The organism is Mesorhizobium sp. M0184 (assembly GCF_040322215.1).
In the GTDB taxonomy this organism is placed as follows: domain Bacteria; phylum Pseudomonadota; class Alphaproteobacteria; order Rhizobiales; family Rhizobiaceae; genus Mesorhizobium.
In genome coordinates this window covers 14,606-31,487 of sequence record NZ_JAMYSZ010000024.1, presented here as the reverse complement: position 1 = coordinate 31,487, position 16,882 = coordinate 14,606, and the positions used below count along the sequence as shown (strand labels likewise).

18 protein-coding genes, 1 tRNA gene and 1 pseudogene are annotated in these 16,882 nt (G+C 62.0%); 7 read left to right on the top strand and 13 right to left on the bottom strand.

What is annotated here, in order from left to right; genetic code table 11:
- Positions 1–24: 24 nt before the first annotated feature.
- The gene (locus NKJ23_RS24670; RefSeq protein ID WP_352682991.1) at positions 25–831 is read right to left on the bottom strand and encodes an AraC family transcriptional regulator; all 807 of its coding nucleotides are present in this window, start codon (positions 829–831) and stop codon (positions 25–27) included.
- 202 nt (positions 832–1,033) lie between these two features.
- On the opposite strand from NKJ23_RS24670, the gene NKJ23_RS24665 reads away from it, so the two are divergent.
- Entirely contained in the window at positions 1,034–1,954 is a 921-nt protein-coding gene (locus NKJ23_RS24665) for a zinc-binding dehydrogenase (protein ID WP_352682989.1), read from the top strand.
- A gap of 163 nt (positions 1,955–2,117) precedes the next feature.
- Positions 2,118–2,194, top strand: a tRNA-Arg gene (locus tag NKJ23_RS24660).
- 65 nt (positions 2,195–2,259) lie between these two features.
- On the opposite strand, the gene NKJ23_RS24655 is transcribed toward NKJ23_RS24660, so the two are convergent.
- The 3 genes and pseudogenes from NKJ23_RS24655 to NKJ23_RS24645 all read right to left on the bottom strand — a co-directional run.
- On the bottom strand, positions 2,260–5,205 hold the full coding sequence (locus tag NKJ23_RS24655; RefSeq protein ID WP_352682987.1) for a type ISP restriction/modification enzyme: 2,946 nt from the start codon (positions 5,203–5,205) through the stop codon (positions 2,260–2,262).
- A gap of 22 nt (positions 5,206–5,227) precedes the next feature.
- Entirely contained in the window at positions 5,228–5,854 is a 627-nt protein-coding gene (locus NKJ23_RS24650) for a hypothetical protein (RefSeq protein WP_352682985.1), read from the bottom strand.
- 104 nt (positions 5,855–5,958) lie between these two features.
- Positions 5,959–6,100 (bottom strand): annotated as a pseudogene (locus tag NKJ23_RS24645) (hydrogenase); the annotation flags it as partial.
- Positions 6,101–6,182: 82 nt separating this feature from the next.
- Here NKJ23_RS24645 and NKJ23_RS24640 point away from each other — a divergent pair.
- A complete protein-coding gene (locus NKJ23_RS24640; protein WP_352682983.1) occupies positions 6,183–6,416 on the top strand; it encodes a hypothetical protein in 234 nt (77 codons plus the stop codon).
- Between the two features lie 106 nt (positions 6,417–6,522).
- Here the strand turns inward: NKJ23_RS24640 and NKJ23_RS24635 are convergent, their stop codons facing one another.
- From NKJ23_RS24635 to NKJ23_RS24625, 3 genes are all read right to left on the bottom strand, one after another.
- The gene (locus NKJ23_RS24635; protein WP_352540042.1) at positions 6,523–6,837 is read right to left on the bottom strand and encodes a hypothetical protein; all 315 of its coding nucleotides are present in this window, start codon (positions 6,835–6,837) and stop codon (positions 6,523–6,525) included.
- 73 nt (positions 6,838–6,910) lie between these two features.
- Complete coding sequence (locus tag NKJ23_RS24630) at positions 6,911–8,206, bottom strand: cytochrome P450 (protein WP_352682981.1); 1,296 nt, start codon at positions 8,204–8,206, stop codon at positions 6,911–6,913.
- A gap of 50 nt (positions 8,207–8,256) precedes the next feature.
- Positions 8,257–8,784: a metallophosphoesterase gene (locus tag NKJ23_RS24625; protein WP_352473019.1), complete on the bottom strand. Its 528-nt coding sequence runs from the start codon at positions 8,782–8,784 to the stop codon at positions 8,257–8,259.
- Between the two features lie 211 nt (positions 8,785–8,995).
- Between NKJ23_RS24625 and NKJ23_RS24620 the strand changes: the two genes are divergently transcribed.
- Both NKJ23_RS24620 and NKJ23_RS24615 read left to right on the top strand, forming a co-directional pair.
- Positions 8,996–9,325 carry a hypothetical protein gene (locus NKJ23_RS24620; protein WP_352682979.1) on the top strand — a complete coding sequence of 110 codons (330 nt, stop codon included), beginning with the start codon at positions 8,996–8,998 and terminating at the stop codon, positions 9,323–9,325.
- 94 nt (positions 9,326–9,419) lie between these two features.
- The gene (locus tag NKJ23_RS24615; RefSeq protein WP_352682977.1) at positions 9,420–9,968 is read left to right on the top strand and encodes a DNA-3-methyladenine glycosylase; all 549 of its coding nucleotides are present in this window, start codon (positions 9,420–9,422) and stop codon (positions 9,966–9,968) included.
- A 35-nt stretch (positions 9,969–10,003) separates the two neighbouring features.
- Here the strand turns inward: NKJ23_RS24615 and NKJ23_RS24610 are convergent, their stop codons facing one another.
- The gene (locus tag NKJ23_RS24610) at positions 10,004–10,270 is read right to left on the bottom strand and encodes a DUF3606 domain-containing protein (protein ID WP_352473022.1); all 267 of its coding nucleotides are present in this window, start codon (positions 10,268–10,270) and stop codon (positions 10,004–10,006) included.
- Positions 10,271–10,445: 175 nt separating this feature from the next.
- On the opposite strand from NKJ23_RS24610, the gene NKJ23_RS24605 reads away from it, so the two are divergent.
- Both NKJ23_RS24605 and NKJ23_RS24600 read left to right on the top strand, forming a co-directional pair.
- Positions 10,446–10,958, top strand: a complete 513-nt coding sequence (locus tag NKJ23_RS24605; RefSeq protein WP_352682975.1) for an EF-hand domain-containing protein — start codon at positions 10,446–10,448, stop codon at positions 10,956–10,958.
- A 153-nt stretch (positions 10,959–11,111) separates the two neighbouring features.
- A complete protein-coding gene (locus NKJ23_RS24600) occupies positions 11,112–11,441 on the top strand; it encodes a hypothetical protein (RefSeq protein WP_352682973.1) in 330 nt (109 codons plus the stop codon).
- A 26-nt stretch (positions 11,442–11,467) separates the two neighbouring features.
- Here NKJ23_RS24600 and NKJ23_RS24595 read toward each other — a convergent pair whose 3' ends face one another.
- From NKJ23_RS24595 to NKJ23_RS24575, 5 genes are read right to left on the bottom strand one after another with little or no spacing between them, the layout of a single operon-like run.
- Entirely contained in the window at positions 11,468–12,301 is an 834-nt protein-coding gene (locus tag NKJ23_RS24595) for an SMP-30/gluconolactonase/LRE family protein (RefSeq protein WP_352588733.1), read from the bottom strand.
- 11 nt (positions 12,302–12,312) lie between these two features.
- The gene (locus tag NKJ23_RS24590) at positions 12,313–14,088 is read right to left on the bottom strand and encodes a CoA-transferase (protein ID WP_352682971.1); all 1,776 of its coding nucleotides are present in this window, start codon (positions 14,086–14,088) and stop codon (positions 12,313–12,315) included.
- Positions 14,085–14,870, bottom strand: a complete 786-nt coding sequence (locus NKJ23_RS24585; protein ID WP_352682969.1) for an enoyl-CoA hydratase/isomerase family protein — start codon at positions 14,868–14,870, stop codon at positions 14,085–14,087. Before NKJ23_RS24585 ends, NKJ23_RS24590 begins: the two co-directional genes overlap by 4 nt.
- A gap of 2 nt (positions 14,871–14,872) precedes the next feature.
- On the bottom strand, positions 14,873–16,078 hold the full coding sequence (locus tag NKJ23_RS24580) for a CaiB/BaiF CoA transferase family protein (RefSeq protein WP_352682967.1): 1,206 nt from the start codon (positions 16,076–16,078) through the stop codon (positions 14,873–14,875).
- A gap of 18 nt (positions 16,079–16,096) precedes the next feature.
- Positions 16,097–16,882: an SDR family NAD(P)-dependent oxidoreductase gene (locus NKJ23_RS24575; RefSeq protein WP_352682966.1), complete on the bottom strand. Its 786-nt coding sequence runs from the start codon at positions 16,880–16,882 to the stop codon at positions 16,097–16,099.

Below are 16,882 nucleotides of genomic sequence, written 5' to 3'. Positions count from 1 at the left end.
TCCGAGTGTTGACCGCGTGCGGGTTCAGGCGACAAACGCAGAGCCGCCGTTTTGCGCGACACTGCTGAGATACTTTGCCGGCGGCTTGCCAAGCGCTTTCTTGAACATGGTGATGAAGGCGGTGACCGATTCGTAACCGAGATCGGCCGAAACCTGCTGCACGCTGGCGCCGGAGGCCAGCTCGCGCATTGCGACGATCAAGTGCAATTGCTGGCGCCAGCGCCCGAAGGTCAGCCCTGTCTCCTTTACCACGAGACGTGCGAGACTGCTCTCGCTGAGCGCAACGCGATTGGCCCATTCCGCCAGGGTGCTACGGTCGGCCGCATCTTCCGCCAGCGCCGCGGCGATCCGCCTCAAGCGCGGCTCGGACGAGATCGGCAGGTGTAGCTGCTGAACAGGCATGCGCGGCAGTTCGGTTAGCAGAACCCTGGTCAGGAGCTCGCCCCTCGCGTCATCGTCCTCGTCGCGATCCGCCAGCTCGATAATGAGCTCGCGCAGCAACGGCGTGATCGAAAGCGTGCAGCACCGGTCCGGCAGGTCGGTAGCTCCCGGTTCGATATAGACGAAGAAAATCCGGGCATTGGCGGTCGCGATATTGCTGTGCTCCATGTCGCCGGGAATCCACACCGCGCAATGCGGCGGCACCATCCACAGGCCGCTGGGGACGCGACATGTGACGCCACCGCCCAGCGCGAAGACGAGTTGCCCTTTGCGGTGGTGGTGGTCCGGCACCTCCGCCCTGGTTTCGGTAACGTCAACGCGCACGGCGATTGCCGGGGCGAGGACATCATCCGGATCGAAAGGCCAGGGGTAGCGGAGAGGCTGTCTCATATTGACTGATTTTAGCGATCGACTGCCAAGATATCTAAATTACTCAAACAGGAAAGTCGATAGTTTAGGGATGAGTAACTCAGAAGCCGACAGGCGGGCTTCCATTTAGTCATGCCCTGCTCGCGTTCTGAACGTCGGACCAACAAGCCCGGCGCACGAAAACAGGCTGGCGTCCGCCACGCAGCAAGAAGGGACGATACCAATGCTCGCCTTGGTCACATCTTCCGACAGCGCCACCGGGTTGCGGCTCGCCGAGCTAGGTGAGCCCGAGCCCGCCCCGCATGAGGCGCTGGTCTCGGTCCGGGCAGTCTCGCTGAACCGCGGCGAACTGCGCCTGCTCAACATCCGTCCGAACGGCTGGGTGCCTGGTCAGGACGTCGCCGGAATTGTCGAGCGCGCCGCGGCCGACGGCTCCGGGCCGGCCGTCGGCGCCCGGGTTGCGGCTCTGGTCGACGAGGCCGGGTGGGCCGAACGGGTCGCCGTTCCGACCGACCACCTCGCCGTCCTGCCGGACGACGTCAGCTTCGTCTCCGCCGCCACTGTTCCGGTCGCGGGCACGACCGCGCTGCGGACCCTGCGCCTCGGCGGCGACCTGGCCGGCCAGCGGGTCCTGATTACCGGCGCAAGCGGCGCGGTCGGCCGTTTCCAGATCCAGATCGCCCGCCAGCAGGGCGCGTCGGTGGTGGCGGTCGCCGCTGAACGGCATGCCGACGATCTCCGCGGCCTCGGAGCCGAACGGGTCGTCGAAACGATCGAGCTGGCCGAAGGACTGTTCTCGCTGATTACCGAATCGGTGGGCGGCGATAGCCTCGCCCACGCGATCGAACGGATCGCGCCCGACGGGACCGTCGTCATGTTCGGCTCGAGCAGCGGCGAACTCACGCCCATCGGCTTCCGCCAGTTCGTTCCGGGGCACGAAGGTGCGCGGCTGCAGACCTTCGCCTACTACGCTTCCGGTCCGGAGGTTGGCGCCGACATCGCCTCGCTGCTCGCGCCGATCGCAGCCGGCCGGCTCGAAACGCGCGTAGTCCTCACCGTGCCGTGGCGGGATGTAGCCCAGGCCCTCGACGCGCTGCGGCAGCGCAGCATCAGCGGCAAGGCAGTGCTTACCGTGACCGAATGAGCAGGCGGGGGCGCCGGACGGGACGGTGTCTGTCTCCCCCGGGCTGCTACGGCAACTTGAGCCCGCTGGCGATTGCCCGTTGAAGCCGGCGCCTGCTTCCGCTAAGAAGCCGTGGCTGGCCGGTTTACCGGCTGGTTCGTTTTTGGGATCACCGATCCTGAAGGCACCCGTAGCTCAGCTGGATAGAGCGCTGCCCTCCGAAGGCAGAGGTCACAGGTTCGAATCCTGTCGGGTGCGCCAAATTTTCTTGTGTCCAACCCAGACACATAGGTCACCCATCTCTCGGGAAGGGCAGCTTCCGTAAACTACCGATCAATCCCCAATTCCGCGGCGGTGAAGGCGTTCGCCGCTGCTTGCTGGTACAAAACGTCGAGTTCCGTGCCGAGTGCCAGAAGTGCGGCGATGCGTTGGATCATTTGACGAAACCATTTGCGTTCATCGTCGGTCAACGAGTTGTTGTCGCGCCGATCGGCTTGGCGGTAGCCGAGCCATTTCTTGAGAACGGGATAGCCGCCAAGCTGATAGGTCCAAACTGCTTCAGGGACGTGGGAGAAAAACGCATCATCATTGATGTAGAGGTCACCAGTGCGTTCCCCCCAAACGTCAGCGCCCCACATCTCATTCGGGGCATCGTCGATGGTGAATGGTCGGGGCTTCCATCGGCCCTTGCCTCCACCCCAATAGGTGACATTGATCTTCAAATCACCGGGACGAAGATTGCTGCCATCATCGCGCTTCAGCGGCCCAAGCAGTGCAGCGCGCTCTCGCCCAAGAACAATGTCGATCACGTCGCGGGCGTCGCGGTTCGCATCGAGAAGGCGCGTCACCTGTTCGCCCTTGGCGACAAGTTGTTCGAAAAGATCGGGATCCTTCGGAATGGGCAGATGCGCCCAATCGGCCGAAAGTGCGCTCTTGTGTTCGGCCTGATAAGCTGGTGCGTGAAGGATCGCGAAGCCAACGCGAAAAAGCCTGCCCACAAAGTCGCGGGCAACATCGCTATCCCTTAAAAATGTAAATCGACGGGCTGTTTCAGTTGGTTCGGTAAGCTTAAAATGCACGCCTAAAGCGCGCCAAACTGCTTCCGATAGGTTGGCATACCGTTCGGCAGAAAACCCCTCTTGAACTTCGCGCGGAAGTATTGCGGATCCTCGTTCATGAACATGCCGATTTGTGAGGGTTGATGAAAAAACCGGGCGCGATTCTGATAATTTGCGCGGCTCAGGCACCGTCACAAAGAACTCGTTACCCTTGAGGTTCTTATCAAATTCAGGGCGGCTTTCGTTCAACCATTTGCCGCTAACTTCGTAGTACAAATACCTCTGATCAAACGGAAACAATAGATTTTCTACAATCTTACTCTCGGAAAAGCCTATTTTCCGTACGGAATCCCATTCTTTCTGGGCGTCATATCGTGAGTATTGTTCCGAAAAAGCTGGATGCAGACTTATTGCTTCGTCAAAATTCGACGCACCAAGGTAATGTTGAATTCGTCGAGTTAGTTCGCGTTTGTCAGTGTCGATAACTGTGCCAGACAGGCCACGGCTTGGTTCCACACCCTGATAAGATGTTGGAAAGAGCTCATCCAAAGCGGGCCATGCTTCGTAGCCACCTTCGACCATCGTTGGCGACAGACGCCAACGGTTTTCGCGTGTCGGGGTAACAAGATCATACGGTGCTGACAAATTACCCACGCCGGTAGGTAAGGCGGCTACAAGTGCGGCCCGCTTGGCGTTCGCCAAGCCCCAAAAGTCGCGGTAGTGAACCGCTGTTGCCGTTGGCTCGGTCTTGGCTTCAGCCCGTTTCACAAGCGTGATAATGGCAGTTCCCGGCTGAATGCCGCGGGCATCCATATCCGTGCTGAATGCGCTTTGGTCCGAAGTGCCAGCGCCTGACAATCCTTCCGGAATAAGTTTGCCCGTTTTGTATTTATCGCCGTTCAGATTGTCTATCCAAACATCATGGAAGTTCGACAATAGCGACTTGCGCATGATCGGGTGCGAACGCCCAGTTAGATATGACGAATTCGAAATGTAGGAGACGATACCAAATTTTGCCACTTCGCCGATGCGCTCTTCGGCCATACGGAAGAAGCGGATATACAGATCATCAAGGAGCTGTTTGCGAACACCATAGTCGAAATAAAGCGCGCTTTGCCCGCGCTGTTTCTTTTTCGGGTTGCCGAATTCGTTGCGCTTCACCTGTTTCGTTTTGGAATCGATGTCATCGATAAGTTCGACGCCCTTATAATGTGCGACTAACTCCGCTTCTTCGGCTTGTGCTGCACCTGCAAATGCGTCGTAGGGCGGATTGCCGATGACGACGATGATTTTTGCATTTCGCTTTACCTCTTGAGAGGCATCGAACTCTTCGCGCATCTCAGGGAAGGTCAATTTGACGTCGCCGCTATCCCGCCAACCGGAAAGCGAATTGGTGAGAAAGATTGTCAAGCGCTTGTCCGGGTCCGGCTTTGCTCCCAGGCTGTCGAGCAAGAGATAGAGTTGCAGTTGCGCGACAGCGAAAGGCGCGGTGAGGATTTCGAACCCGATCACCCGTTCATGGAAGGCGCGGGACAGTTCTAAGCCGATTGCGGATTCGTCCCCATCCGCCTTCGCTTCATCGGCAATGCACCGTGCCACTTCCAAGAGATATGCGCCGGTGCCGCAACATGGGTCCAGGACGACAACATCGGGATTGGCAAGGCCGCGTGGGAGATTGAGTTCGGTCTTCAGGATGTGGTGAACCCGACGCACTTGATAACGCACAATTTCCGGGGGCGTGTACCAAACGCCCAAATCGTCGCGAAGCTTCGGATCGAAGGCTTCCAAGAAGGGTTCATAGAAATAGGTGATCGCCGCCGCCGTTGTTTGTTCATCGATCGTCGGGAAAGTCATGCGTGCCCGAAACAACGGGCGATGAACACGGTTCAATGTCGCGATGGCACGGGCAAGATGATCCTCAAGCCCAAGTGCCTTCAGTCTCTTCGGATGACGAATGTCGTGAAGGAGCGCATCGAGGAACGGGATCGGAAGGTAGCTGTGGGCGTCGTCGATTTCGAAGCGAGTTTTGGCGGGAACCGGACGGCCTTTAGCAATTGCCTTGATGCGTTCTTCCTCCTTGGACTTATCCCACAGCACCCATGCGGCGAACAGCGAATAGAATGCCGTTTGCACCAATGAAGATCGGAAGAACCGATCCCCCTTTTCGTCGTCAATGTCGAAGGAAAGGCCAAGCGCTTGGCGGTAGTCATCCAACAATGGTTTGACAGCTTTCAGGTCACCGGGAAGTTGGTCCTTCGCGTCGCGAGCCTGTCTCGCAAGCACCCTTCGCCAAGCTGGAAGGATCGGCAAGCGGGGCATAGTCGGTGACGGACCGTTCGAAGATTTCCAACAAGTCCGCAACTGCCACGTCATCGACTTTAGCGTGTGGTCCCGCACCGGTGACGCCGGACCATACATCTATGGTCTTGATCAGCGCTCGCTTGTCGGGCGGAACGCTGCCTGTTACCGGGCGGTCATAGCCCGCGACGCATGCGAGCAAGCCGAAGCTCCGGACATTTGAAATCAACACCACACCGGTTTGCGCGAGATAGCGGCCGATTTGATCGTTCTGTTCCATCGAAACGGCGAGGTCTTCAAGCGAAGCGCTTGGCCGCTTTACTTCGCCATAGACGCCGACAAACATCTTGTCGTCGCCAAGAACGAAGTCGGGCATGTCCCGTGCCTTCGCATTGGATTCCGATGTGTTTACCCGTACTTGGAACGGAAGTCGGCCTTCCTTTAGTACCGCCGTAATCAATGTCTTGATTGCGGGATAGAACGTATTCTCCGTAGAGGAGGACAGTGTGTGCAGATGTCTTGTCTCGCTGACGTATTCGAGGATGGCGCGAACAATATTCTGCATTCCTTGTCCCAAATCCCTCGAATCGCCAATATTCTGTCCCCGATTCGAGACAGTGGCAGATTGCCAGCAGCGTTGAAACAGCCAACGTCAAGAGGTATCGGCATTTAACTCCTGGACGACCTCGCCTTCGGATTCACCCCCTCAAGCAGCGCCAGCAGACCTTTCAGGATGTCTGTTCACCGGCGGCGGCGGGCAGCCTGGAATATGCAGATCCATAGGCAGTATCTCCGACACGTCGCCCATCACGCCACCTTCCACCTTAGCGATGATCTGGAACCCAATCGGCTTCGAACGATTTGTTTCTGGGTATATTTCTAAGGAGCGCCCCGTGTCCGCACCACCTGAAATGGATGTCGTCCTCGAAAAGCTGCCTTTGAGGATCGGCGCCTATATCCCCGACGACTTGCTGGAGGACTGGTTTGCGCCGGGAACCGGCATGAACCCGGTCAGCAAGGAGGCGCTTGCCGCCGCGAAGAATTACGGTTGGCGCTTCGAATGCGAGTTCAAGCACTACCCCGAACGCAAGGAAGGCGTGTTCTGGAAGTGGGTGCCGGCGATCTGACCGGGGCTGGACGGTTCATCGTTCCGCGGAAACGCAGAACCGGTCTATCTTATTGTTTGACGCAAATACCGGACGGAAAACCGCTTCACACTTTTCCTGGAATTGCTCAGCCTCCGCCTATCGGCGTCGTCACCTTGCCGGTTCCGCCGCATTCGGGGCAGGTGCGGCCGTCGATCATGCCTGACCCTGCACAGCGGCGGCAAATATTCTCGCCAGCGCCTGGAGTGCCTGCGGGGACTTCGTCCGTGTTGGTCTGACCGGCTTGCCGGGGCTTGCCCTGCAGCTTGTTTCTCAGCCGGGCGACCCAGCCTTCGTCGACCTCGAGCGGCCTGCTGCTGTCGTCCGGCAGGCCTTCGCCGGATTGGCCGATGGTTTCATTGCGCGGCCGGTCGTTCGCGCCTGTCGTGATCTTCTGAGCCATTGCGTTTGCCTTTACGCCTTGCAATTTTCGAACGCCTCAGCTCCGCAGAGGTTCCGGTTCGACCGGCAGCCTTTCAGCCGGGTTTTTGCCGCACATTATCTATCCTGAACCCGGATTTCGGCCGCGCCGGCATGCGGGCAAGCGAGACGGTCATATCCTGATCAGGCACCCGGTAGGCCATCGACCGCGTCAGCAGGCGAACCGCTTCCATGATCAGCGCGACGGTGACGGCTTCTCCGGGGCAGCGATGGGTAGTCGCCGGATCTCCGCCGCCATGCGGGATGAAGTCGAAGCCGTGGGTTTTCCAGCTCAAGCCGCGCTCCGGGATAAATCGGGCCGGCTCCACAAACAGGCGGCGATCGTGGTTGGTGCCGTGCAGGTCGAGCAGAACCCAGTCGCCTTTGCCGAAGCGGTAGCCCTTCCATTCGAAGGGGTGGCGGGCGCGGCCGCCGATGAACGGGAAGAACGGATAGAGCCGGCGAACCTCCTCGGCGAAGGCTTCCAGCCCGTCGTCATCGCCGGCGGCGAACTTATCGTACCATTGGCGGTGCTGGTGAAGCGCCAGCGCCGCAAACATGATGAAGCGGCCGATGGCGACAACCGGCCGGATGATGTTGATGATCTCGACCGCGGCACTGGCAAGATCGAGCAGCATTCCCTCGGCATCGACATATTCGCTGACCAGGCGGACCGGGCTGTTTGCCGGCAAATCAAGCGCGCCGCTTCGAACGCGCCGCACGAGCTCGCCGATAGTGCGTTCGGTCGGGCGTCGCCGCCACAGCGCCAGCATGGTCGACGGCCCAACGCCGCCGGCGTTCTCGACCATGCCGCTGAGCTCGCGGCAGAGTTCGGCGCGATCCTTGTCGGCGGGGATGCCTGCCCAATCCGCTGCCGCCTGGGTCAGGACGAGGTTTACGGCGTCGAACAGGACGATCTCGTCACGCCGCTGCCAGTCTTCCAGCTGGTCGAGCCAGGCGCGACGGAAGGTTGCGCGGAGCCGCTCGATCTGGTCACCATCCAACAGGATCGACAGGAAAAGCGCCTTGCGGTGGCGGTGAGCGGCGCCGTCGAGCGCCTGGACGCTGCCCTTGTCCTGCAGCAGACGCAGCGTGGTCTGCGGCATCGCACCAATTCGGGTGAAGTGGTCGCCGCCATAAAACATCTCGGCAGCCTCGGCACCGCGGACGCAGATTGCCGGCCGCAGCATCAGGCGCGTGGCAAAGATGTCGGTGTTCATGCGCCGGCAGCGGGCCGAAATGAAGTCATAGCCTTCGCGCAGCAGGGCCAAGGTGCTATCGAACGCGGCGCGCGGAATGGGTTTTGCGGCATGATTGCCGCCGTCGGCATCGATCAGTTCACGTCTGTTCATGGCGTGCTCCCTGGCGTTGAAATTCCTCAACGCACGGCCGGCACTTTCGATCACTCGACTTTTTGACGGCTTTGCCGCGCCGCCCTTCGGCCGCGGCTGGCAAGGATGGTGGTCAGCGTGACCGGACGAAAATCCCAGCTGTCGACGCCGACGTCATACTGGCGCGTGACCGGGGTCAGCCTGCCGTGGGAATGGCCATGCAGGTCGATCGATTTCCTGCCGATCTGGTTCCAGGTGCGAAAAGGGTAGTGGCAAAGGATCAGCAGGCTGCCGTCGAGCGCCAGCTCCTTGTAGTGCTGCGTGCTCGCCCAACCCGTGGCCTCGATGGTGGCCGCAGCATCGTTGTTGCCGATGATCAAATGCTTGCTGCCATGAAGAGACGCCAGAAGCGACGACACGAACGCGGCCGATCCCCTGGCAAAATCGCCGAGATGCCAGACCTCGTCGTCCGGCCCGACAGTCTCGTTCCAGAACGCAATGAGCGACCGGTCATGTTCCGCCAGCGAGCCGAACGGGCGGCGGTCGATGCGCAAAATGCGCGGGTCGCTGAAATGCGTGTCGGCGGTGAAGTAGATCATGCGCTGGAGCCTGTTTTGAACTGCCGATCTGGGCGCGTGGCGCACCAAGTCCATGTTGCTCTCCCGATGCTTGCTCAACCCGCTCGATCGCCGGTTGTTCCTGGAAGCAGGCCTAGGCGGTTTCCACTCGTTGGAACTTCAAAAAGGGGGAACTTTGAAATGAGACGCAGGTTAGAATGCTTGAGGCCGATGCTCTGAAAGGACCTCGACGATGACCGACGCAGAACCTCTTGGGCGAAGCCCGGCTCAAGCGCGGGGCGATATCGACGCCGGGCGCGAAGGGGACAAGACCCCGGGCATCGATCCGGCTGCGGCTCCCATGGAAACGGACGCGGAATCCGCCGGCAACGCTCCGCCGAAGAGCCCTGCCGCGCGCCATGAAACGCCGAAGTTTACCAACCAGGCGAGCTATGCCAATGCGATGCGCCCGCTGGCGGATGAGCCCGACGTCCAACCGAGCAGATATGGGCCAGTCATGGTGATTGCCGCCATCGTCGTGCTGGCCGCTGCAGTTTTCATCGGCGCAGCCATGCTGCGCTGAATATCGCAGATCCGAGAGCAGTGGCTGGACATTTCGTGTCCGGTCCGGGACCTTGCTGACGCGCCAGGTCAGGCGTGAACGAGTCTGCTACACAGTGACTACGACCCATCAATTCTTTGCCCGAGACGCCGCCATCGTAGCGCGCGACATGATTGGCGCCACGCTGCTTTTGCACGGCGTTGGCGGCATCATCGTCGAGACCGAGGCCTATCGCCCGGATGACCCGGCTTCGCATGCTTTCGGTGGCAGGACGGTGCGCAACGGCGCAATGTTCGGCGCCCCAGGCAGCGCGTATGTCTATCGCTCCTATGGCCTGCATTGGTGCCTCAATGCCGTGTGCCTGCCCGGCAGTGCCGTGCTTGTCCGCGCAATCGAACCGCAATCCGGGCTGGAGGTGATGCGGGCCAATCGCGGCCTTGACGATCCCCGGCTGCTTTGCTCGGGACCGGGCCGCCTTTGCCAGGCGCTGGCAATCGACAAATCCCATGACGGGCTGCCGCTGGACGTGCCGCCATTCGAATTCAGGCAGCCGGGCGACGCCGGCGCCGTTCTAACAGGCCGCCGGATCGGCATTTCCAAGGCTGTCGATGCCGAGTGGCGGTTCGGACTGCGCGACTCGGATTATCTGAGCCGCAAGTTCTGATGCCCGCGGCAGCGGCAGAGCAGTTGCCCCCGGCATCACTCGTCGGGTTTGCCGAGATGCATGGGTGTCGCCTGCTGGCGGGCTTCCCTGGTCACCTCGTCGGCTCCGGCAGGTGAAATCCCTCGCAACGCTTTCGCAGCTACGGTCAGGCGCCCGCGATCATTGCCGAAGCTCTTGATCAGCTGGCGGACCTGGTCGGCGGTGATGCCGTTCTGTTGGGCAAAATACTCGACTTCACGGTCGTCTTCCGCAGCAACGCGGTCGCGCTCGCGGAAATCTCGCTTGCTCTTATCGTCGGCCATTTTTTCCTCCTGGTGGAGCTTTGCATCAATGGCAACGTGGGTGAGCCGCTTTCGTTGCCGCGATCAGGCGGACTTTTCCACCGCCGTGCCGACTGCCCAGGAACCATGAGGCGAGCAGCCGGTTTGGCTTGGATGCAGACATATTCGGCTACAATTCATACCGATGGAGAATACGATGACGCTCGCAAGCAAAACCACTGCAATTGCCGCGGCGCTGGCCATGTTGGCCGCGCCGGCATTCGGCCAGACGAGCCCACCTGCGCCCGCCGCGCCGGCACCGGATCGTGGCGCCGAACCGTCGCCCGGAATGAGCGGGCAGAGCCAGGATGCCATGCGCGATATGATGCGCCAGATGATGACCGAGATGCTGGAGGAGAGAATGCAAGAGGATCGCGCGCCCTGGACAGAACGGCGAGGTCACTGGCATCGCGGCTACAGGATGGGCCCACCTGAGCGAGGGTGGGAGATGGGAGGGCGCGGCGGCATTGCACGCGGGATGCATGGCGCGAAGATGCGCATGATGTTCGCCATAGTAGATGCGGACGGCGATGGCGCGCTTTCTCAGAGCGAAGTCCAGGATTTCGTCGGGCGGATATTCAACGCCGTCGATGAGGACGGTGACGGCAGCGTCGACATGCAGGAAATCCGGTCCTTCTTCCACGGAGGAGGCGCCGAGGATCAGGAGTAGGTCTCCTAGCGGTCGGCAATGAGGCCCCTAGCGGAGGTAGCGCCCACGTCAACCGGGGGGCCAAAACCGTCGCTGGCAGATGCATTCCCTGGCTGGCCTTGCCAAGCCGAATGCCGGGTCGGAACGATTCGAGACAGCAGGAATTCAATGGCCATGACAGAGAAAACTCCAACCATCGCCCGTGTCTGGCGCGGCAGAACCTTGCCTGAGAAGGCAGACGCCTATGAGAGCTACAACTATGAAGCCGGCATCAAGCTGCTGATCGAGAAGGCGCTGGGCGTGCAGACCTTTCGCGAGGACACGCCGACCCATTCGGAATTCGTGACGATTTCCTATTGGGAAAATGTCGAGGCGATGGCGGCCTTCACCGGCGGCGATCCGACGAAAATCCACCATCTCGAGCGGGACGAAGAGTTCCTGATCGAGTTGCCGTCGCGGGTGCAGGTGTTGCGCATCCGATCGAGTCACGGGCGGCTGGGATAGGGCAGCGCCGCCCGGTTCGGCCCGATCTAGGAAATCGCCGTCAAGTCGATTTCGGTGATGTGCCAGCGGCCGAGATTTGCGGTGTAGAGCTTGTCGCCCTTGAAGGCAATGTTGGTTGGGTGGGCGAGCGTCGTTGCCGCCGGATCCTCGATCAGCACCTCGAGCCCGCTATCCTTTCGCCAGCGGTAGATGCGGCTCGGCTCGTAGCAAGAGATGAACAGCGACCCGTCCGGTGCGAAGGCGACGCCATCGGGAACGTTGCTCACGCCGTCCACGACGAGCTGGCGAGGTCCTGCCGTGCCGTCGGCACGGATCGGCACATAGCTGAGGCAGGCCGCATGGCTTTCCACGACGTAAAGCCCATCGCCACCCGGTGCCATCGCCATGCCGTTGGCGAAGGCCATGGTCTCGCTGCACCACAGGCCGCCTTCGCCGGTCTTCAAATCGTAGCGAAAAATGCCGGAGCGGTTGTCTTCGCCTACGCTGTCCGACACGTAGAGCCAGCCGCGTGTCTCGTCGACGATCGGATAGTTCGGCACGCGGATGCCGGCCGAGGCGAAGCGCTGCATACCAGCCGTCGCGGCATCCCAGCGAAAGATCGCCGAATGTCTCAAATCGCATGCAAAACAGTTTCCCGCGCTATCGAAGGCGATGCCGAGCAGAAAGCCGTCCGTGCCGCCCATGCGTTCGACCGAGCCGCCATCGGCGGCCAAGCGCAGCAGGTCGCCGGTTTCGGTGCCGCACCAGATCGAGCCGTCGCGATGGATGGCCACGCCTTCCGGATGGGCGACGCGCGGGCTGGTGAAGATGCCATCGAAGAAGACCCTCGCGGCCGACATTTCGAGCAACGGCTTTGCCATGCGCACCCCCTTCAATCCGGTGCAGTATGCGACCGCTGTGCGGCGATGCAGCGCTCGACCATCCGCCGGTCGGTGGCCAGGATCTCGGCGATCAGGGCGCTGCGCTCCCTGGCGCTGACGAATTCGAGGCGCCGCAGGCCGAGCGGGTCGATGCGGTTTCGCAGGATGTCGAGCGTCTCGTTCGAGGGTAGCGCAACTTGGCGGCAATCGGCATCGAATGTCAGGGCAAAGCCGGTGGCATCCTGGAGCTGCTGGCGCGTCACGCCCGGCATGGTCTCGATGACGGCCAATTGCCGGCTCTCCCCGTCGAGCCGAAACACGCAAAGGTCGGTGAACACCAATGCCGCGCCGGTCCGATAGCCCATCGGCTCGCGTTCGGCCTCAGTCAACAGGCCGCGCGCCGAGCTGGCAATCTCGACCGTCTCGACCAGCGACTGCACGGAATGGCGGGGGACGTAGAGCAGATAATCGCGATGCATGTTGGCGACGTCGGCCATGCCGCCTTGCCCGGGCAGCCGGATAAGGCTGCCGTCACGCTTGCGCAGCGCAATGGTGTTGACGCGCCCACGGCGGTCGACCTGCGCGGCACCGACGATCTCATGCGTCACCGCGCCGGCCTGGTAGTAGGTCGAATAGGTGTCGTCGCCGCCGGCATACGCCACCGCCGTCTCGCAATCGAGGCTTTCGATCAGCGACAGGATCATCGGGCTCGGTGCTATGTCGAGATGGCCGCAACTCATGGTGGCGATGATCATGTCCGGCGCGTGCGTCGCTTTGGCCAGCCGGTAGGCGACATTGGCGAGCGGCGACACCGCGCCGGCACTGGCAAAGCTCTCATTGTCGAGCTCAGCGGCGATGCGGGCGGCGATGATCTCGTCGATGGACGCCTCCTTGTTGCCGTGCACGAGCCTGGGCATTGCGAGGACTGTTTCAGCGCGGACTTTTGCAGCGTCTTGAACCCGCTCCGGCACGCCTTCCGAAGGCATGCTCAGGCTGTCCGACAAAGGTATTTCCTTGGCCGCGAACGCCCCCGCCAACGCTTGATAATCCGTCACATAGAATGGCAGGCAGGAGGCGGGATAGGCGCCGCCTGGTGCCAGCGCGATCGCCGACACCTGGTTGCGGGTCAAAATGCTCTGCCGACCATCATGCCGCAGCGCTCCGACCGGGACGATCTCCTCGACCGTCACCAGCACCTCGCGCGCCGCGCCGGCCATGGCGAAATCCAGCGCCCGTGGTCCGATGATCTGGACATTGCCGCTCTCGTCGGCACGCTGGGCATGGACGACGAACGTATCGAGCCGCAAGGCCGGGATGATCCCGGTCGTGATTCCCGCGATCGGATCGGGCGCGGCGATCGCACCCGGCACGCGCGCCAGCATGTCCGAACCCTCCGGAAGCTGAAACGGCATCAACGGCAGGTTCTGCTGCCCCGCCCGCAGCGCCTGGATCATGGCCAGCGCCGTCCAGTCGCGGACCGGCACGGCATTGGTCTCGGCAGCCGCGCGGAAGCGCGGCGGCAAGCCAAAAATATCGAGGCTGGAAAAGCAGATATCGACCTCCGCCACGGCATTCGCTTCGAGAAGCAGTTCGAGCGGCAGGCCGCCGGCCCAGCAGACATAGCGAAGATCCTTGACGCCCATGCGGGCGATGGCCCGCAACAAGGCGATCGGCAGCCGGGCAAAATGATGGCCACCGACACCGAAGACGTCGCCGCCGCCGACCATCGCGGCCAGGCCCTCGACATCGGTGAAGCGCGGCCGGTTTTGCTTGACCAGGGACGTCATTTCGCAGCCTTCGGCCGCATCGCGCTCTTTTCAGCAAATTCCTTGACGCGCCGCTGGCCGGTCTCGCTGCGGTACAGGCCACCCAGGACATCGCGCTCCATGGCAAGGCCGTCGGCCAGATCGCCCGACACGGCATGCGCGGTCAGCGCCTTCAGCGCCTCGATTGCGGCGGCCGGTTCGGCGGCGATCATGCCGGCGAGTTCCAGCGCCCGCGGCATCAGCCTTTCGGCATCGACGATCTCGTTGACCAGCCCGGCGCCGACGAACTCGGAAGCCGGCACGATGGCGCCGGTCATCAGCAGAAAATTGGCGCGGTTGCGGCCGAGCTTCTGGACGCTGCGCTGGGTGCCGCCGCCGCCGGGGACCAGCCCGAGCTTGATCTCGGGCAGGCCGAGCTTCGCGAACTGGTTGGCGATGACGATGTCGCAGCACAGCACCAGCTCCATGCCGCCGCCGAGCGCAAAGCCGTTGACCGCGGCGATGACCGGCTTGCGGTTGTTCTCGACCGCCGCATACATGCGCGTGCCGGCGGCCTGGAAGGCGTCGAACTCGATAGCTGTCTGGGCAGCGTATTCCTTGATGTCGGCGCCGGCCATGAAGCCGCGCCCCTCGCCGGTCACCACGATCGCGCCGACGCTGTCATCCTGCGACAGCGCCTCGAAAAGCTCGGTGATCTCGCTTTGCATCAGCCGGTTCATGGCGTTGAGCTGATCGGCGCGCCGGAAGGTGACGACTGCGACGCGCCCGGATATTTCCAAGGTGAGTGTCTGGTAAACGCTCATCGTCAGGCAGCATCCACGGTCATGTCGCCGGACGCCTCCAGCGCGGCGATCTCGTCGCTGTGGAGGCCGAACTCGGCCAGTATCTCGCGGCCATGCTGGCCGACCAGCGGCGCCGGCCGCTCGATGGTTGCCGGCGTCTCGCTCATCTTGACCGCCGGCGCGACCACCCTGACCTTACCGCCTCGCGGATGGTCGTAGCTGGTGATCATGCCCATGTGCTTGACCTGCGGGTCCTCGGCTGCGCGCCTTATGTCCTTCACCTCGGCACACCAGATGTCGGCTGCCAGCAGCCGCGCCAGCAGGTCCTGCGTGGCAAACTTCCTGGTTTCGGCGTTGACCTTGTCGAACACCTCGTCGCGCCTGTCGAACAGCGTCTTCAGATCGTCGTAGACAGCAAGCTGCGGCGCGTCCAGCAGTTCATACAGCGTCTTGAACGGGCTCATGGCGATCGACACATAGCCGCCGTCCTTCGCTTCATAGACACCGAACGGCGCCTGCATGCCGGGGTGGCCGATGCCGGAATTCGGGCGCACGAAATCCTCGCCGAGATTGAGCACGGCGACATATTCCTGATTGAGATGCGCCAGCATGCCGGCGAGCAGATTGACCTCGATCTTCTGGCCCTTGCCGGTCTTCTCGCGATAGTAGAGCGCCGACAGGATGCCGTAGACCATGTTCATGGCGCCGATCTGGTCGGCCAGGCCGGCACCGGCCGGAACAGGAGCCTGATCGCCGCGGCCGGTGTTGGAGATCAGCCCGGACAATCCCTGGATCAGCATGTCCTGGCCGGGGCGCTCGACATAGGGGCCTTCTTCGCCAAAGCCGGAGCCCGAGCAATAGATAATGGCGGGATTGACCGCCCTGAAATCCTCGTAGCCATAGCCGAGCCTGGCGAGCACGCCGGGGCGGAAATTCTGCACCACCACGTCCGCCTTCTTGGCCATGTCCATGATGATGGCATGCACCTTGCGACTTTTCAGGTTGAGCGCGATGGAGCGCTTGTTGCGGTTCCAGGCGAGGAAATTCGGGCTTTCGGAGCCGCCGACCCATTTGGCGAAGAAGGTCATGCCGCGGAACATGTCGCCGGCGCCGGCACGCTCGATCTTGATGACGTCGGCGCCCATGTCGCCGAGCAGCTGCGTGGCGAACGGCCCTTGCAGCAGATGGCTGAAATCGAGAATGCGGACGCCTTCGAGGGCTTTGTTCATTTCATGTCTCGTTGGTTGTCAAAGCAGGTCGGGTACGTAGCGGGGTGCTGCGGTGAGGCCGCCGTCGACGCGCAGGTCGGTACCGGTGGTGAAGCCGGCGGCGTCGGAGGCCAGATAGACGGCGGCTTCGGCCACCTCGGACGGTTTGCCGATGCGGCCGAGCGGATGCATCTTGACCCAGGCCTTGGCGAGATTGCCGCCGATCTCCTTGACCAATTTGTCGTTCATCGGCGTGTTGATGGTGCCGGGCGAGATCGAGTTGACGCGGATGTTGAGCGGGCCGAACTCGACCGCCATCTGGCGCGTCATCGCCATCACCGCACCCTTGGCGCCGGCATAGGCGGTCCAGCCGTCGAGCCCGATATGACCTTGCGCCGAGGCCATGTTGATGATCGAGCCCGATTTCTGCGCGATCATGCGCGGCAGCGCATATTTGCAGCCGCGGAACACGCTGGTGAGGTTGACCGCGATCAGCCGGTGCCACTGCTCGTCGCTCATTTCGTGAACCGGCATGCCGCCGATGGCGATGGCGGCATTATTGACGAGAATATCGAGATGGCCGGTCTTGCCGACGGCTGCGTCGATCAGGGCGGCGATGTCGGCCTCCTCCGCCACGTCGCAATGGATGTAGTCGGCGCGGTGGCCGGCGGCGCGCAGCTCGGCTGCGAATTTTTCACCCTTCTCGTCGGCGATGTCGCCGAGGAAGACGTGCGCGCCTTCCCTTGCCATCGCCTCGCTGATCGCGTGGCCGATGCCGTCGGCGGCGCCGGTGACGATTGCGGTTTTCCCTTTGAGACGATCCAT

Excerpts from the sequence above, each read along its gene's own strand:
- NKJ23_RS24580 (WP_352682967.1), bottom strand. The coding sequence starts at position 16,078 with ATGAACAAAGCCCTCGAAGGCGTCCGCATTCTCGATTTCAGCCATCTG.
- NKJ23_RS24610 (WP_352473022.1), bottom strand. The coding sequence starts at position 10,270 with ATGGCCGACGATAAGAGCAAGCGAGATTTCCGCGAGCGCGACCGCGTT.
- NKJ23_RS24595 (WP_352588733.1), bottom strand. The coding sequence starts at position 12,301 with ATGGCAAAGCCGTTGCTCGAAATGTCGGCCGCGAGGGTCTTCTTCGAT.
- NKJ23_RS24665 (WP_352682989.1), top strand. The coding sequence starts at position 1,034 with ATGCTCGCCTTGGTCACATCTTCCGACAGCGCCACCGGGTTGCGGCTC.
- NKJ23_RS24605 (WP_352682975.1), top strand. The coding sequence starts at position 10,446 with ATGACGCTCGCAAGCAAAACCACTGCAATTGCCGCGGCGCTGGCCATG.
- NKJ23_RS24590 (WP_352682971.1), bottom strand. The coding sequence starts at position 14,088 with ATGACGTCCCTGGTCAAGCAAAACCGGCCGCGCTTCACCGATGTCGAG.
- NKJ23_RS24620 (WP_352682979.1), top strand. The coding sequence starts at position 8,996 with ATGACCGACGCAGAACCTCTTGGGCGAAGCCCGGCTCAAGCGCGGGGC.
- NKJ23_RS24585 (WP_352682969.1), bottom strand. The coding sequence starts at position 14,870 with ATGAGCGTTTACCAGACACTCACCTTGGAAATATCCGGGCGCGTCGCA.
- NKJ23_RS24575 (WP_352682966.1), bottom strand. The coding sequence starts at position 16,882 with ATGGATCGTCTCAAAGGGAAAACCGCAATCGTCACCGGCGCCGCCGAC.
- NKJ23_RS24650 (WP_352682985.1), bottom strand. The coding sequence starts at position 5,854 with ATGCAGAATATTGTTCGCGCCATCCTCGAATACGTCAGCGAGACAAGA.
- NKJ23_RS24630 (WP_352682981.1), bottom strand. The coding sequence starts at position 8,206 with ATGAACAGACGTGAACTGATCGATGCCGACGGCGGCAATCATGCCGCA.
- NKJ23_RS24670 (WP_352682991.1), bottom strand. The coding sequence starts at position 831 with ATGAGACAGCCTCTCCGCTACCCCTGGCCTTTCGATCCGGATGATGTC.
- NKJ23_RS24600 (WP_352682973.1), top strand. The coding sequence starts at position 11,112 with ATGACAGAGAAAACTCCAACCATCGCCCGTGTCTGGCGCGGCAGAACC.
- NKJ23_RS24625 (WP_352473019.1), bottom strand. The coding sequence starts at position 8,784 with ATGATCTACTTCACCGCCGACACGCATTTCAGCGACCCGCGCATTTTG.
- NKJ23_RS24635 (WP_352540042.1), bottom strand. The coding sequence starts at position 6,837 with ATGGCTCAGAAGATCACGACAGGCGCGAACGACCGGCCGCGCAATGAA.